The sequence below is a fragment of the uncultured Cetobacterium sp. genome, assembly GCF_947038635.1.
Taxonomy (GTDB): Bacteria; Fusobacteriota; Fusobacteriia; order Fusobacteriales; family Fusobacteriaceae; genus Cetobacterium_A.
In genome coordinates this window covers 1-16,147 of the sequence record NZ_CAMQXC010000013.1, presented here as the reverse complement: position 1 = coordinate 16,147, position 16,147 = coordinate 1, and the positions used below count along the sequence as shown (strand labels likewise).

General features: G+C 31.1%; 14 protein-coding genes and 1 pseudogene. 8 read left to right on the top strand and 7 right to left on the bottom strand.

Annotated elements, in window-relative coordinates; all coding sequences use genetic code 11:
* Positions 1-112: 112 nt before the first annotated feature.
* Genes tig through rimP form a run of 7 tightly spaced genes read right to left on the bottom strand, consistent with a single transcriptional unit; the run spans position 113 to position 7,826 of the window.
* Complete coding sequence (gene tig, locus Q0V08_RS02680; protein WP_297431852.1) at positions 113-1,399, bottom strand: trigger factor; 1,287 nt, start codon at positions 1,397-1,399, stop codon at positions 113-115.
* Positions 1,400-1,433: 34 nt separating this feature from the next.
* A complete protein-coding gene (recJ, locus tag Q0V08_RS02675; RefSeq protein ID WP_185891168.1) occupies positions 1,434-3,134 on the bottom strand; it encodes a single-stranded-DNA-specific exonuclease RecJ in 1,701 nt (566 codons plus the stop codon).
* A gap of 4 nt (positions 3,135-3,138) precedes the next feature.
* The gene (rbfA, locus tag Q0V08_RS02670) at positions 3,139-3,495 is read right to left on the bottom strand and encodes a 30S ribosome-binding factor RbfA (RefSeq protein WP_023050125.1); all 357 of its coding nucleotides are present in this window, start codon (positions 3,493-3,495) and stop codon (positions 3,139-3,141) included.
* A gap of 16 nt (positions 3,496-3,511) precedes the next feature.
* On the bottom strand, positions 3,512-5,680 hold the full coding sequence (gene infB, locus Q0V08_RS02665) for a translation initiation factor IF-2 (RefSeq protein WP_297431849.1): 2,169 nt from the start codon (positions 5,678-5,680) through the stop codon (positions 3,512-3,514).
* A gap of 24 nt (positions 5,681-5,704) precedes the next feature.
* Positions 5,705-6,229 (bottom strand): DUF448 domain-containing protein, encoded by a 525-nt coding sequence (locus Q0V08_RS02660; RefSeq protein ID WP_297431847.1) that lies wholly within the window; start codon positions 6,227-6,229, stop codon positions 5,705-5,707.
* A complete protein-coding gene (nusA, locus tag Q0V08_RS02655; protein ID WP_297431845.1) occupies positions 6,222-7,328 on the bottom strand; it encodes a transcription termination factor NusA in 1,107 nt (368 codons plus the stop codon). Before nusA ends, Q0V08_RS02660 begins: the two co-directional genes overlap by 8 nt.
* 36 nt (positions 7,329-7,364) lie before the next feature.
* A complete protein-coding gene (rimP, locus tag Q0V08_RS02650) occupies positions 7,365-7,826 on the bottom strand; it encodes a ribosome maturation factor RimP (RefSeq protein WP_040406585.1) in 462 nt (153 codons plus the stop codon).
* A gap of 358 nt (positions 7,827-8,184) precedes the next feature.
* On the opposite strand from rimP, the gene glmS reads away from it, so the two are divergent.
* The 8 genes and pseudogenes from glmS to Q0V08_RS02610 all read left to right on the top strand — a co-directional run.
* Positions 8,185-8,598, top strand: coding sequence for a methylaspartate mutase subunit S (glmS, locus tag Q0V08_RS02645; RefSeq protein WP_023050120.1), 414 nt, complete (start codon positions 8,185-8,187; stop codon positions 8,596-8,598).
* A 41-nt stretch (positions 8,599-8,639) separates the two neighbouring features.
* Complete coding sequence (gene glmL / locus Q0V08_RS02640) at positions 8,640-10,046, top strand: methylaspartate mutase accessory protein GlmL (RefSeq protein WP_297431843.1); 1,407 nt, start codon at positions 8,640-8,642, stop codon at positions 10,044-10,046.
* A 22-nt stretch (positions 10,047-10,068) separates the two neighbouring features.
* Positions 10,069-11,526 (top strand): methylaspartate mutase subunit E, encoded by a 1,458-nt coding sequence (locus Q0V08_RS02635; protein ID WP_297431841.1) that lies wholly within the window; start codon positions 10,069-10,071, stop codon positions 11,524-11,526.
* A 91-nt stretch (positions 11,527-11,617) separates the two neighbouring features.
* Positions 11,618-12,859 (top strand): methylaspartate ammonia-lyase, encoded by a 1,242-nt coding sequence (locus Q0V08_RS02630; protein ID WP_185891175.1) that lies wholly within the window; start codon positions 11,618-11,620, stop codon positions 12,857-12,859.
* Positions 12,860-12,939: 80 nt separating this feature from the next.
* On the top strand, positions 12,940-13,200 hold the full coding sequence (citD, locus tag Q0V08_RS02625; RefSeq protein WP_185891177.1) for a citrate lyase acyl carrier protein: 261 nt from the start codon (positions 12,940-12,942) through the stop codon (positions 13,198-13,200).
* Positions 13,201-13,227: 27 nt separating this feature from the next.
* On the top strand, positions 13,228-14,100 hold the full coding sequence (locus Q0V08_RS02620; protein WP_185891179.1) for an aldolase/citrate lyase family protein: 873 nt from the start codon (positions 13,228-13,230) through the stop codon (positions 14,098-14,100).
* A 19-nt stretch (positions 14,101-14,119) separates the two neighbouring features.
* Positions 14,120-15,658 carry a citrate lyase subunit alpha gene (citF, locus tag Q0V08_RS02615; RefSeq protein WP_185891181.1) on the top strand — a complete coding sequence of 513 codons (1,539 nt, stop codon included), beginning with the start codon at positions 14,120-14,122 and terminating at the stop codon, positions 15,656-15,658.
* Between the two features lie 139 nt (positions 15,659-15,797).
* Positions 15,798-16,147: pseudogene (locus Q0V08_RS02610) on the top strand (hypothetical protein); the annotation flags it as partial.

The following is a 16,147-nucleotide window of genomic DNA, read 5'->3' as shown; positions in this document are numbered from 1 at the left end:
TGCTTTAAAAATTTAAAGTTAAATACTTAAAAAAATTTAGGTATTTAACACTAATTTTTTATTAAAGCAGTATTGAGTAGAGATAAAACTCTACTCAATACATATTTTTTTATTATTTTGCGTTATTAACAATAACTTCAACAGCTTTTTGAGCTAAGCTCTCTGTTTTTAAGCTGTGGTTGAATTCATCAAGGTTAGAATTTTTATTTAATTCAGCCTCTAATTGCTCTTTAGTCATACCGTACATTTTAGCAATTTCTTCAACTTTAGTATTTAACTCTTCAGCAGTAATCTCTAAGTTTTCAGCTTTAGCTATAGCTTCTAAAACTAAATCAACTTGAACTTTGTTATGAGCCATAGGAGCTATTTGGTTGAAAGCTTGCTCTTTAGTCATACCAGTCATTTTTAAGTATTGATCAAGATCCATTCCTTGCATAGCTAATTGTTGGTTCATTTCAGCCATTCTATTTTCTACTTCTCTAACTACCATAGATTTAGGTACATCAACTTTTGAATCAGCAACAACTTTTTGGATTAATTTTCCAACAAAGTTATTTTGAATTCTAGCTTCTTCTCTAGCTGTAATTTCAGCAGTTTTCTTAGCTTTTAAATCTTCAACAGACTCAAATCCAGCTTCTTTTGCAAATTCTTCAGTTAACTCTGGCTTAGCTAAAGTTTTGATAGAGTTTATTTTTACTTTAAATGTAGCAGGTTTTCCAGCTAATGCTTCAGCATGATACTCAGCAGGGAAAGTTACATTGATTTCTCCCTCTTGTCCTACTGTATATCCAACTAATTGATCTTCAAATGTATCAATAAACATTTTTGATCCTAATTTTAATTGGTGAGAATCAGCTTTTCCACCTTCAAATGGAACACCGTCGATAAATCCTTCAAAAGCAAGATCTACAGTATTTCCCATTTCAGCTTTGTGTCCTTCTGGAGCATCATCTAATTTAGATTTAGCATTTAACATGTTTTCAATTTCTTTATCTAAAAGATCATCAGTCATTTGGAAAGTTTCTTTTTCAACCTCTAAACCTTTGTATTCTCCTAAAGTAATTTCAGGATAAACATCAACTTTAAATGTTATTTCAAGAGAATCTTTCATGTTAGCAACAAGATCGTAAATGAAACTTACTGGAGCGATTTTTTCTTCAGCAACGATTTTTTCAAAGTTTGCTTTAAGAACAGAATCAACAACCTCTTCTTTTATTGCATCAGCAAAAGCAGCTTCAACTTTGTTTAATGGTGCATGTCCTTTTCTAAATCCAGGAACCTCTACTTTAGTAGCTAAAGTTTTAATAACCTCTGATTTAATTGGTGATAACTCTTCAGCTGTTAAAGTTAATGTAATCTCAACTGCTGAATGTTCGATTTTTTTTAATTCGTGTTTCATCATTTCCTCCTTAAAGTATTTATGTATTAATATCTCAAATCTTATGAGATTTAAGATCTTTTAAACGAAATTGATAAAATTCTTCCCCTTTGTTAATAATTTTTTCAGGATAGTAAATGATGTCATAGAGCATATCCTTATTATTTTTATGTAGCTTTGAACTTAAATCAAAAGCCACAAGAGGGTAAGATTTTCCATTTTTTAATAAAAATCCATTGAAATGTCTATTTTCAATACCGAAAAACTTTGTATCTATAATTTTAACTCCTCTATCAAGAAAATAGGGATGTTTATTTTCAAGGCCAAAGGGACCTAATTTTTTTATATCATTAATATGATTTTTATTTATTTTATCGACAGATAACTCTAAATCGATTTCTAAAAACTTAGGTTGATTTATATTGTGCTCATGAACTTGAATCTCTCTTTGAAATAAAAGTTCTATTTCAGGAAGATTTTTTTCATCAGCTATAAATCCAGCAGCCAAGTCATGACCACCAAAACGTATTAATTTATTCTCAATAAGTTTTAAAATATTGAAAATATTTACACCAGGAATACTTCTACATGAAGCTTTAGCAATACCATCTTTTAATGAGATCATAGCGACAGGTAAATTATATTTTACACTTAACCTAGAAGCAACCACACCAATAACTCCAGGATGCCATCGCTCTGATGCAACAAAAATATATTTTAAATTATTTGGATCATTTTTTTGTTGAATCATTTTGTTTGCTTCATCAAATATCATTCTTTCAAGTTCTCTTCTTTGCTTATTAGCTTTTTTCATCTCTTCAATAATATTGTAGATTTCAAAATCATCTGTTTTCATAAAGAAATCAGCACCTAATTTAGAATTTCCAAGTCTTCCTAAAGAGTTTATAAGAGGAGAAACAAAATAACTGATATCTGTTGTACTAATATCTTTATTATAAAGCTTTAGATATTTCATGAGATAAACTAGACCCTTAATTTTTGTATTTTTAAGAGTTTCTAAACCTCTGCTTATAATAATTCTATTTTCGTCAAACATAGGAACTACATCAGCAACGGTTCCTATCATAATAACATCCATGAATTGATATAATTTAGAGAAATCTTCATTTAGATAAGAATAAACTCCTTGAGCAACTTTTAAAGCTACTCCGGCTCCAGCCAAGAATTTAAATTTATAATTATCACTAAGTTTAGGATTAATGAAGAGGATATTATCCTCTTCTTCATCTTTTACACTTTTATGATGATCAGTAACAATAACTTCAATTCCTAGAGTACGAGCATACTCTACATCCTCATAGGAGTTAACTCCTGTATCTACAGTAATTACTAGTTTTCCAGAATTTTTATGGATATAGTCAATGGTCTTTTTATCAAGACCATATCCTTCATCCATTCTATTAGGAATATAGTAATCAATATCAATTCCAATCTCTCTAAAAGCTAATACAAGGAAGATGGCAGCAGTTATTCCATCGACATCATAGTCTCCGTAAATAAATAACTTTTCTTCATTATTTTTAGCTGAAACTATTTTTTCTACAACACTATCCATCATTTCAAAATCAAAAGGATTTCTAAATTTATTTATAGATGGATTAAGAAAATTATCTACTTCATCTTTTTCTAAAAAGCCTTTCTTTAAAAGTAAAGTAGCTAAAAATTTAGAAACATTCCATTGACTAGCCTTAGTTTCAATAAGATTTTCAGATACTGTTTTATATTCCCAGTGCATAAAATTATCCTTTTAAGCTATCAAGTAACTGGGAGATTTTAATAGCGTGTTCTATAGTATCATCCAGTTTTATTCTCATTTCAGGAGTATATCTTAAGGCTAGTTCTTCAGATACTCTTTTTCTAAGAAAACCTTTAATTTCATTTAATCCTTCTAAAACTTCATTTTTATTAACAGTTTGTCCAGCTATTGGCATAATGCTAAAGAATAAATCTGCAAATTTTAAATCTTCAGTAACTCTAACACTAGTAATAGAAACCATAGCTTTTTTTAATTTTGGATTTTTAACCTCTTCGAAAAGACATTTAGAAACAACTCTAGAAACCTCTTTTTCTATTGCAGCTAATCTTTTTTTATTCATAATAAATCACCCACTTTTACTTTAAAGTTCTTTTAACTTCAATAATGTCAAATGCCTCAACAATATCTCCTTCTTTGATATCGTTAAAGTTTTCTATTCCTAAACCACACTCTTGACCAGCAACCACTTCTTTAGCGTCATCCTTGTATCTCTTAAGTGTATTTAATTTTCCTTCATAAACAATAACACCATTTCTTAATATTCTGATGTTTGAATCTTTTCTAACTTTACCATCAACAACAACACATCCAGCAACGTTTCCAACTTTAGAAACTTTGAATACTTTTTTAATTTCAATTCTTCCAGAGTACATCTCTTTAAACTCAGGATCAAGCATACCTGTTAGAGCTTTTTCGATATCCTCAGTGATATGATAAATGATGTTTGAAGTTCTAATTTCAACACCGTTAGAATCTGCTTCTTTTAAAGCGTTTGTAGTTGGTCTAACATTAAATCCAATTATAATTGCATTTGATGCTTCAGCAAGTTTAACGTCACTCTCTGTAATAGCTCCAGATGCAGCTTGAATAATGTTAACTAAAACTTCTTCATGAGAAAGTTTTAATAATGAATCTCTTAAAGCTTCAACTGATCCTCTAGAATCTGCTCTTAAAATTAAGTTTAATTCCTTTATGTTAGCGTTATCCATTTGTTGAGATAGAGTTTCTAGAGAGATAGATTTTCTACTAACCTCAGCAATTTTTCTTTCTTTTGCCATTTCTTCAACAATTCTCTTAGCGTGTTGCTCATTTTGGATAACATAGAATGTATCTCCAGCAGATGGAACATCATTAAATCCAATAATTTCAATTGGTTGAGAAACTGTAGCAGATTGAACTTTAGTTCCTAAATCATTAACAAGAGCTCTAACTTTACCCATAGATTCTCCAGCAACGATAACTTCTCCAATTTTTAAAGTTCCCTCTTGAATTAAAACGTCAGCAATAGGCCCAACTTTAGGATCTAATCTAGATTCTAAAACAATACCTTTAGCTCTTTTCTTAGGGTTAGCTTTTAATTCTAAAATCTCAGAAGTAATTAAGATTGTATCTAAAAGAGTATCTAAGTTCATTCTAGCTTTAGCAGATACTTCAACAAACTCAGTATCTCCTCCCCACTCAACTGAAACTAGTCCATGTTCCATTAATTCTTGTTTTACTCTCATAGGGTTAGCTTCTGGTTTATCAATTTTGTTAATAGCAACAATAATTGGTACATTAGCAGCCTTAGCGTGAGATAAAGCTTCTATTGTTTGAGGCATAACACCATCATCAGCAGCAACTACAAGAATTGCGATATCAGTAACTTGTGCTCCTCTAGCTCTCATATCAGTAAATGCCTCGTGTCCAGGAGTATCAACGAAAGTTATTTTTTTACCAGCTTTATCAATTTGGTAAGCTCCAATCTTTTGTGTAATTCCTCCAGCTTCTCCTGAAGCTACAGATGTTGTTCTTATAGCATCAAGTAAAGATGTTTTTCCGTGGTCAACGTGTCCCATGATTGTAATAACAGGAGCTCTTTCAATAAGATCTTCAGGTTTATCTGTAATTTCAAGGGCGAATTTATCTCCAAAATCTAATTCGATTTCTTCTTCTTCCTCAACTAAAGCATCATAATCTACAGCTAACTCTTCTGCTAATTCAAAAGAGATTGGACTATTGATAGTTAACATTTGACCTTTTAAGAATAATTTTTTTATAAGTTCTGAACTTCCAATTCCAAGTCTATCAGCAAAATCACCTAAAGTAATCTCTCCTCTAATTTTGATAATTTTCATTCCATCTTCTTCGATAATTTCAGGACCTTGCTCAGCTTTCTTTACAACGAAGTCTGCTCTTCTTCCTTTTTTTCTTTTTTTTGATTTTCCCTCATCTTTAGAGTTCTCATCATTAGTTTTATTTTTGTTTTTATTTTTGCTTTTCTTTGTAGGCTGATTCTCCTCTACAAAATCGTCTACATTATTAATTTCCATATTTTTTTTCATTGTTTCCTCCTCTATATAAACATTGTTAGAAACAACATCATCATTTTTTTTAGCAAAATAATCTGTGGCAATTTTTTCTTGCTCATCAGTTAATCCAGCTAGATGTGAGTGTACATCAATTCCAATATTGTTTAAAATATCCAAAAACTCTTTGTTTCCAAAACCATATTTCCTAGCTAATTCGTGTACTCTTATTTTCATAAAATCTAGACACCTCCAAATAGCCTAATCTATCAATCCCCTTGCAACTTTTTTATTTTTTATAGCAATCACGTTGATTTCATCTTTATTGAATATATCACCAAGTTGTGCTTTATCCCCAAAGTGAGCATAAGGAATATTAAACTCCTTAGCTTTTGCAATTATTTTTTTATCATTTTTTTCACTAATATCCTCAGCGATTATTAGGAAATGGATATGTTGAATGTCTTCCATAACCATATTGATACCGAAAGTTAGATGTTCAGAGTTTTTCATTGCCTTTAAAATATTTAAGTAATCTTTAGATTGTTTCTTAAGAAGATTTACCATAGTAAGCAAATCTTCTATTTTTAGGCTATATTTTTTATTTTTTGAAATTCTTTTAATACATTCATGAGTTTTACAAACATAGATTGCTCTAGCTTGAAGTTTTTGCTTTTCATCAAATGAATAGTTGTTTTCACTAATTTTTGCGATTCTAAAAAGTTCGCTTTTATTCTTTTTTTCTCTACAAACTACACAAGTTCTTTCAGGTGTATGATTAAGCATTTTCTTCCTCATCTAAATCAACAGTATTATTTTCTGTCTCTGCTTTGAAAGAATCAACAGTTTTAATATCTACTCTCATACCAGTTAATTTAGCAGCAAGTCTTGCGTTTTGTCCATTTTTACCAATAGCTAAAGAAAGCTGAGAATTTTCAACTAAAACTCTAGCTGTACTTCCTTCTTCAAGAACCTCAACACTGATAACTTTAGCTGGGCTAAGAACAGCTGATACGAACTCTTCAACATCTTCTTTCCAAACAACGATATCAATTTTTTCACCATTTAATTCATTAACAATATTTCTAATTCTTAATCCTTTTTGTCCAATACATGCTCCAACAGTGTCGATATTTTCATCAGCTGAGTAAACAGCAACTTTAGCTCTAGATCCAGCTTCTCTAGCAACTGATTTAATTTCGATAACACCATCTGCAATTTCTGGGATTTCTAGCTCAAATAACTTCTTAAGCAATCCTTCATTTTTTCTAGAGATTACTATTTTAGGGAATTTATTTGTTTTTTCAACTTCAGCAACATAAACCTTTATTCTTTCACCAACTCTGTAAACATCTGCTGGAGATTGCTCAGCAGTTGTTAAAATAGCTTCGCATCCATCGAATTCTATGAAAATATTTCTTTTTTCGTCGATTCTTCTGATAATACCAGTGATAATATCATGCTCTTTAACTTTGAATTTATCAAAAATATTTTGTCTTTCAGCTTCTCTAACTTTCTGAATAACAATTTGCTTACCATTTTGTATTGCATTTCTTCTGAACTCTTCACAATTAACTTCAAGTTTGATAACGTCTCCAACTTTAACTCTTTTGTGACCAGCTTCAACAGCATCCTCAACTGAAACTTCAAGAGCAGCATCGTATAAATCTTCAGCAGTAACAACAGTTTTTATTTCAAAAACTTTTACTTCACCTGTTGATCTATTGATTTCTACCTCAACGTTTTCTTCTTCACCATAGTGCTTCTTATAAGCTGCTAACATAGCTTGCTCTACTGCTTCAAGAAGACTCTCTTTGTTTATTCCTTTTTCTTTTTCAAGCTGCTCAAGAGCTTCTAAAAAGATTTTTCCATCTTTACTTTTCATAATGGGTTTTCCTCCTAACTATAACTAAATAAATAATTAAATATCACTAAAATCAAAGACAATATTTGCTTTTTTAATCTCTTTAAAAGGTATTTCAAGAGTTTCACCTTTTATATTTAAGAAAAGTGTTTCATCTTTAAAATCTTCAATAATACCTTCAAAATTCTTGTTATCATTAAGCTTATGCTTTAAACTAACCTTAATTTTCTCACCATTAAATCTAACAAAGTCAGACTCTTTCTTTAAAGGTCTTTCAACTCCTGGAGAAGAAACCTCTAAAAAGAACTTATGAGGAATTAAAGCATCAATAGCTTCATCAATATCGTTGCTAAGAGCACCGCAATCTTCAAGAGTAATATCACCTTCAGGTTTCTCTATAAAAATACGTACGTATAAATATCCACCTTCTTGAATATATTCTAAGTCAACTAAATCAACTTCTCTTTTTTCGATAGCTGGAATAACAACTTTTTCTATTTTTAAAAGAGTTTCTTCCATCTCTCTTTTATCAAGTTTTATCATAAAAATTCACCTCTTTCCAAATAAAAACTATAAAGAAAGAGTGGGATTTCCCCACTCTTGTCAGCTCTAGTATAAATTATCCATTTAGAGTATAGCATAAATATAAAAAAAAATCAATGAAATCATACGATTCGATATAGATAGATATATTAATGTAGGAAAAAAATAAAATACATAGATAAGAAGCGAATAGTTATAATATATTTTATAAATAGTTGAAAAATCAATGATATAAATTTATTATTTCTATTGTGTTTTTTTAAAACGTAGTGTATAAAATATATTATAAAAGTTTGTTTTTTATAGGAAAAAAAATAGTGAGGTGTTATTTTCAATGAAAAATGGAAAGAAAGTAGTAATTGGTGTAATTGGTTCTGACTGTCATGCAGTAGGAAATAAAATTATACACCACGTATTAGAGAGCAATGGATTTGAAGTAATCAATATAGGAGTTTTATCTCCACAAATTGATTTCATTAATGCTGCAGTAGAAACAAAGGCTGATGCAATAATCGTATCATCTTTATATGGACATGGTGAATTAGACTGTCAAGGGATGAGAGAAAAGTGTGAAGAAGCTGGATTAAAAGATATCTTACTTTATGTTGGAGGAAACATTGTTGTTGGAAAACAAGATTGGTCAGATGTAGAATCTAGATTTAAAGCTATGGGATTCAATAGAGTTTATAGACCAGGAACTCCAATTGAATTAACAACAGAAGATTTAAAATCAGATTTAGGAATTTAATTATCCAAATCTAATAAACTTAAAGAAAAGAGATGATTTCTATGAAATGTTATCTAACTATTGACTTTGGTAGTACATATACAAAGTTAACAGCGATAGATTTAGTAGGAGAAAGAATTCTAGCAACTGCTAAAGATATAACAACTGTAGAAGATGATATAATGATTGGTTTTGATAAAGCTTATGAGAAACTTGTAAAAGAGATTGAGAAAGAAATTCCGATATCACAAGTTGAATTTGTGGACAAAATAGCATGTTCATCAGCAGCTGGTGGATTGAAAATGGTTGCAATCGGATTAGTTCCAGAACTGACAGCTGAAGCAGCGAAAAAAGCAGCTTTAGGAGCAGGGGCAAGAGTTATGAAAACATACTCATATGAATTAAACTCTCGTGAGATGGAAGAGATTAAAAACTCTCCAATAGATATAATTCTTTTAGCTGGTGGAACTGACGGTGGAAACAAAGAGTGTATAATACATAATGCTAGATTAATAGTTGAGCATGATATAAGAAAGCCAATTATTGTAGCAGGAAATAAAGCAGCATCAGACGAAATAGAAAGAATTTTTTCTGAAGCAGGATTAGATTATTATATGGCTGACAATGTTATGCCAAAAATAAATAAGCTTAATGTTGAGCCAGCTCGTGAAGAAATAAGAAAAGTATTCATGAATAAGATAATAGAAGCAAAAGGAATGAAGAAGGCTGAAAGTTTTATTAGTGGAATATTAATGCCTACTCCAGCAGCAGTATTAAAAGCAGCAGAAGTACTATCAGAAGGAACAGACGAAGAAGATGGAATTGGAGATTTAATTATAGTTGATATTGGTGGAGCGACTACAGATATTCATTCTATAGGAAAAGGTGATCCATCAAAACCTGGTGTTCTCTTAAAAGGATTAGAAGATCCTGTTGCTAAAAGAACTGTTGAGGGAGATTTAGGGATGAGATATTCGGCAATCTCTTTATTGGAAGCAGCTGGAACTAGAAAAATAAGAAATTATTTAAATGATGTAGATAAAAAATGGGATGTAAAAGGTCACTGTAGCTATAGACATGATCATATAAAAATGGTTCCTCAATCAAAAGAAGAAATTTTGTTTGATGAAGCAATGGCTAAAGTTGCAACAGAGCTATCAATGACTAGACATTGTGGAGTTTTAGAGTGTATATATACACCTATGGGAACAATGTTTAATCAAAGTGGTAAAGATCTTTTAAATGCACCTTATATAATAGGAACTGGGGGAGTTATCGTTCATAGTGAGAATCCAAGAGGGATTTTAGAGGCTGGAAAATTTAATCCAGCAGAACCGATATATTTAAAACCAGAAAACCCAAAATTTATGGTAGATAAGACATATATTCTATCATCTATGGGATTATTAGCTCAAAAAGAGCCGGATTTAGCGATAAAAATAATGAAAAAATATCTGATTGAAGTATAAGTTTTGAGGAGGAATCTGATCAATGAATTTAAAATTTAAAAAATGGACCGATGAAGAGTTCTTTAAAATAAGAGAAGAGGTTTTAAAGCAGTGGCCAACAGGGGCGGATGTAAATTTAGAGGAAGCTGTAGCTTATCACAAAGCTTTACCTGAGCACAAAAACTTCGCTAAAAAATTAATAGATGCAAAAGTAAAAAATATAACTTTAGCTCAACCAAGAGCGGGAGTTGCTTTAATTGAGCAACATATTGAGTTATTAAATTTCTTAGATAAAGAGGGTGGAGCTGATTTATTACCATCTACAATAGATTCTTACACAAGACAAAATAAATATGAGAACTGTGAAAAAGGAATTGAAGAGTCTAAAAAAGCAGGAAGATCATTATTAAATGGATTCCCAGGTGTAAACCATGGAGTTAAAGGTTGTAGAGAAGTTGTAGAAGCAGTAAACTTACCTTTACAATTAAGACATGGAACTCCAGATGCTAGATTATTATCAGAGATAATGCTAGCTGCTGGATATACATCAAACGAGGGTGGAGGAATATCTTATAACATTCCTTACGCAAAATCAGTAAGTTTAGAGCAAACAATAAGAGATTGGCAATATTGTGATAGATTAGTTGGATGGTACGAAGAGCAAGGAGTTTCTATCAATAGAGAACCATTTGGACCACTAACAGGAACATTAGTTCCACCATCAATTTCAAATGCTGTTCAAATCATTGAGTGTTTACTAGCTGCTGAGCAAGGAGTTAAAAATATCACTTTAGGATATGGACAATGTGGAAACTTAGTACAAGACGTTGCTGCAGTAAGATCTATGATGGAGCAAGCTGAGGAGTACTGTAAAGAGTTCGGTTATGAAAATATGCAATTAACTTCTGTATTCCACCAATGGATGGGAGGATTCCCTGAAGATGAAGCTAAAGCCTTTGGAGTTATTTCAAATGGAGCATCAGCAGCAGCATTAGCAGGAGCAACAAAAGTTATCGTAAAAACACCTCACGAGGCTATTGGAGTACCAACAAAAGAAGCTAACGCAATGGGAATCAGAGCAACAAAAATGGTATTAAACTTATTAAGAGGACAAAACTTGCCAAACTCTGAAGAAGTTCAATTTGAAAAAGATATGATAAAAAGAGAAGTTAAGCAAATTATCGATAAAGTACTTGAATTAGGAAAAGGAGATTTAGCAGTAGGAACTGTTAAAGCATTTGAGCAAGGAGTTTTAGATATTCCATTTGCACCATCAAAGTACAATGCAGGAAAAATGTTACCAGCAAGAGATAATAATGGAATGATCAGATATTTAAATGCAGGAAACTTACCTTTATCAGAGGATATAAAAGCTTTCCATACTGCTAAATTACAAGAAAGAGCAGATTTTGAAGGAAGAGAAATAAGTTTCCAAATGACAGTAGATGATATATTTGCTGTAGGAAAAGGAACATTAATTGGAAGACCAGCAACAAAATAATTTCTATAAGAATAAAAATATTATTTAAAATTTGATTTATTATAAAAGTTAGGGAGAGAGATCTCCCTCGTAAAAATCAGGAGGAATTAAAATGAGAATAGTTGATGTAGTATGTTCAGCAGGAAAAACAGGTTTTTACTTTGATGACCAAAGAGCTATAAAAAAAGGAGCAGGACATGATGGATTTGCTTATGTAGGAGAGCCAGTAACAGAAGGATTTACTTCAATTAGACAAGCTGGAGAAGCAATCTCTGTACAATTAATATTAGAAGATGGTCAAGTAGCATTTGGAGATTGTGCAGCAGTACAATATTCTGGTGCGGGAGGAAGAGACCCATTATTCCTTGCTAAAGATTTTATTCCAGTAATTGAAAAAGAAATCGCTCCAAAGTTAATTGGAAAAGAGTTAGAGAACTTCAAATCATTAGCTGAAGAGTTTGATGGAATGTTATTAGATGGAAAAAGATTACATACTGCTATAAGATATGGAATTACTCAAGCTTTATTAGATGCTGTAGCAAAAGCTAGAAAAGTAACTATGGCTGAAGTTATTCAAAAAGACTATAATACAGGTTTAGAAATTTCAAAAAGACCTATATTCACTCAATCAGGAGATAACAGATACGAGAATGCAGACAAAATGATTATAAAATCTGCTGATGTTTTACCACATGCTTTAATAAATCATGTAGAAACAAAATTAGGTAAAAATGGAGAGTTATTACTTGAGTATGTTGGATGGTTAAGAGATAGAATAATCCACTTAAGAGATTCAGAAGACTACACTCCTATTTTACACATAGATGTATATGGAACAATTGGAGCAGCATTTGATGGAGATACAACAAAAATGGCAGACTATTTACAAACGTTAGTAGATGCAGCAAAACCATTTAAATTAAGAATTGAAGGTCCTATGGACGTAGAGGATAGAGATAAGCAAATTGAAGCTTTAGCAGCATTAACAGCTGAAGTAGATAGAAGAAATATGGGAATCGAGTTAGTTGCTGATGAGTGGTGTAACACTTATGAGGATATCGCAGCTTTTGCTGATGCTAAAGCTGGACACGTAGTTCAAATAAAAACTCCAGATTTAGGAGGAGTAAATAACATAGCAGATGCAATTCTTTACTGTAACAAAGTAGGAATTGGTTCTTACTGTGGAGGAACTTGTAACGAGACTAACAGATCGGCTGAAGTTACTACTAACATAGCTATGGCATGTGGAGCTCTTCAAGTTTTAGCAAAACCAGGAATGGGTGTTGACGAAGGATACATGATTGTATTTAATGAAATGAGCAGAGTAGAAGCTTTAGTAAACAGAAGAAAGTAATAGACTTTTAATTCTGGGAAAAGGTGGGGGTCTCCTACCTTTTCCTTTAATTTTATAGAAAATTCTAAGAGGTGAATAGAATGACAATAAATAAACCCGCTAAGTGTGGAACATTAGAGTCTAATGATATATTTATAATGTTAACTCCAAGTGAAAATGGGATAAGTATTGAATTAGAAAGTGTTGTAGAAAAGCAGTTTGGAAATCATATAAAGATGGTTATTGAAGAGAAATTAAAAGAGATGGGAATTACTTCAGTTTTGGTAAAAGCTCAAGATAAAGGAGCTTTAGATTATACAATAAGAGCCAGAATTGAGGGTGCTGTTAAAAGAGGTTGTTAAATATTCCTTTTAAGGTGAGGTGTTAGTGTGAAATTAAGAAGAACAATGTTATTTATGCCTGGAAATAATCCAGGAATGCTACAAACAGCAGATACATTTGGAGCAGATTCAGTAATATTTGATTTAGAAGATGCAGTTGCTTTGACAGAAAAAGATGCAGCAAGAATATTAGTAACAGAAGCTATGAGAACGATGAATTATGGAGAAACAGAAGTTGTAATAAGAATAAATCCATTATCATCTCCATTTGCAATGACAGATATAGATAAGATGGCTAGATTAAAGCCAGATGCAATACTACTTCCAAAAGCTACTCCAGAAGATATGGAAGTTTTAGAAAAAGAGTTAGAAAGAATCGAAAAAGAGGAAGGATTTGAAGTAGGAACTATAAAAGTTCATGCGTTAGTAGAAACAGCTTATGGAGTAGAAACAGTTTATGAAACAATAAAATCTTCTAATAGAATTCAAGCTGTTTTATTAGGTGGAGAAGATTTAGCTGCAGATTTAGCAGTAAAAAGAACTAAAGATTCAGAAGAGTTGTTTTATGCAAGAACAAAGGTAGTAAATGCTTGTAAAGCATTAAAAGTAGATGCAATAGATACACCTTTTACTGATACAAATGATTATGAGGGATTAGCTGCAGATTCGAGAAAAGCTAAAATGTTAGGATTCTCTGGGAAGTTAGCTATAAATCCAAGACAAATAGATACAATTCATGAAGTGTATTCTCCAACAAAGCAGGAGATAAATCATGCTTTAAGAGTTATGACAGCAAAAGAAGAAGCTGAAAAAGAAGGGTTAGGTGTGTTCTCTTTAGATGGAAAGATGGTTGATCTTCCAATTATAAATAGAGCTATCCAAACTTTAGAAATTGCTGAAATGATTGGATTATTAGATTAATTTAGGGTGAGGTGTTCTAATGAAAAATATTTTAGGAAGAGAAATTCCTGAATTTATAGAAGGATATGGAGAAGTAAAACAATATAAAGGATATCTTTCAAATAAAGATGGAGTAATAAAAAAGGATTTTAAATTTAAAACTATATCTGCTCAAGATTCAAAATTACATACAGATTTAAACAAATTAATGGATAAATTACCATTGAAAGATGGAATGGTAGTATCATTTCATCACCATTTAAGAAATGGAGATTTTGTTTTAAATATGGTAATGGAAGAGATTGCAAAAAGAGGATATAAAGATATAACAATAGCAGCAAGTTCTATATTTCCTTGTCATAAAGGGTTAGTAAAAATGATAGAAGAAAAGGTAGTAACTCAAATATATGCTGCATATATATCTGGGCCAGTAGCTGAAGCTATATCTCAAGGAAAGTTAGAAAGACCGGCTATAATGCATACACATGGTGGAAGAGCAAGAATATTTGAATCAGGAGAGAGAACTATTGATATTGCATTCATGGCAGCTCCTACAAGTGACGAATATGGAAATATAAATGGTGTAGATGGGAAATCAGCTTGTGGAGCATTAGGATATGCTCATACAGATGCAGAGTTAGCAAACATAGTTGTAGCTATAACAGATAATTTAGTTGAGTATCCAAATACAACAATTGAAATAAATCAAACTTTAGTAGACTATGTTTTAGTTGTAGATGCAATAGGAGATCCAAAAGGAATTGTATCAGGAACAACTCAAATAACTAAAAATCCCATTGGATTAAAAGTTGCAGATTTAACAGCAAAATTTATTGAGGAATCTGGATATTTAAAAAATGGTATGAGTTTCCAAACTGGTGCGGGAGGAATCTCTTTGGCTGTTGCAGCACAGCTAAAAAATATAATGAAACAAAAAGAGATTTGTGGAAGTTTTGCATCTGGAGGAATAACAGGATATATTGTTGATATGTATAAAGAGGGGTTATTCAAAGCTTTATTTGATGTTCAATGTTTTGATTTAGATGCTATAAAATCAGCTAAGGAAAATCCAGCACATATAACGATGTCAGCATCAATGTATGCCAATGCAAACAATAAAGGAGCAGTTGTAAATAAATTAGATGTTGTTATTTTAGGGGCAACAGAGATTGATACAAACTTCAATGTAAATGTAACAACAGGATCTAATGGAGTTATAATGGGAGGATCAGGTGGTCACTCAGATACTGCAGCAGGTTCAAAATTATGTATAATAGTATCGCAACTTGTTAACTCTAGAATGTCTGTTGTAAAAGATAAGGTTACAACATTAACTACACCAGGTGAAACAGTTGATATTCTTGTGACTGAAAGAGGAATTGCTATAAATCCTTTAAGAAAAGATTTATTAGAAAAATTTAAAGATTCTAAACTTCCAATAAAAACAATAGAGGAGTTAAGAGAGATAGCTAGAAATATGACTGGACAAGAGAATGAGATTGAGTTTGAAGATGAAATAGTTGCAGTTGTTGAGTATAGAGATGGTACTGTTGTAGATACAATAAAAAAAGTAAAATAAAATTTTGTGGAGAAGTATTTCTCCACTTTTTTATTTAATTCTAGGAATAAAATATTCTATATAAAATATAATAAATAAAATAAAAAATTCTTGATTTTATAGTTTGTATGATGTAATATATGTTTGTAAAGGAGGAATTATGATTGAAAATATTATAAAAAGTATGAAAAATAATTTGTCTGAAAGTGAGAAGATAATTGCTTCATATGTTGTTAAAAATAAAAATATAATAGGAGAGATTACTTCGACAGAGTTAGCTAAAAAGATAGGGGTAAGTCAATCTTCAATTATTAAATTTATAAAAAAAATAGGATTTTCAGGATATATAGCATTTAAGTTACAATTAGAAAGAGATTTAGAAAATAAAAAAAGTTCATCAAAAAATAAAATACACAGTGATATAAATCTAGAAGATTCTTTAGAAGAGGTAACAAAAAAAACATTAGCAGAAACTATAGAAGCTTTGAATAGCACTGTAGGAGTAACTGT

Coding starts and splice junctions, on each gene's coding strand:
- rimP (WP_040406585.1), bottom strand. CDS start 7,826: ATGGAAGAAACTCTTTTAAAAATAGAAAAAGTTGTTATTCCAGCTATC.
- glmL (WP_297431843.1), top strand. CDS start 8,640: ATGAAATGTTATCTAACTATTGACTTTGGTAGTACATATACAAAGTTA.
- nusA (WP_297431845.1), bottom strand. CDS start 7,328: ATGAAAAGTAAAGATGGAAAAATCTTTTTAGAAGCTCTTGAGCAGCTT.
- infB (WP_297431849.1), bottom strand. CDS start 5,680: ATGAAAATAAGAGTACACGAATTAGCTAGGAAATATGGTTTTGGAAAC.
- tig (WP_297431852.1), bottom strand. CDS start 1,399: ATGAAACACGAATTAAAAAAAATCGAACATTCAGCAGTTGAGATTACA.
- Q0V08_RS02635 (WP_297431841.1), top strand. CDS start 10,069: ATGAATTTAAAATTTAAAAAATGGACCGATGAAGAGTTCTTTAAAATA.
- rbfA (WP_023050125.1), bottom strand. CDS start 3,495: ATGAATAAAAAAAGATTAGCTGCAATAGAAAAAGAGGTTTCTAGAGTT.
- recJ (WP_185891168.1), bottom strand. CDS start 3,134: ATGCACTGGGAATATAAAACAGTATCTGAAAATCTTATTGAAACTAAG.
- citD (WP_185891177.1), top strand. CDS start 12,940: ATGACAATAAATAAACCCGCTAAGTGTGGAACATTAGAGTCTAATGAT.
- Q0V08_RS02630 (WP_185891175.1), top strand. CDS start 11,618: ATGAGAATAGTTGATGTAGTATGTTCAGCAGGAAAAACAGGTTTTTAC.
- glmS (WP_023050120.1), top strand. CDS start 8,185: ATGAAAAATGGAAAGAAAGTAGTAATTGGTGTAATTGGTTCTGACTGT.
- Q0V08_RS02660 (WP_297431847.1), bottom strand. CDS start 6,229: ATGCTTAATCATACACCTGAAAGAACTTGTGTAGTTTGTAGAGAAAAA.
- citF (WP_185891181.1), top strand. CDS start 14,120: ATGAAAAATATTTTAGGAAGAGAAATTCCTGAATTTATAGAAGGATAT.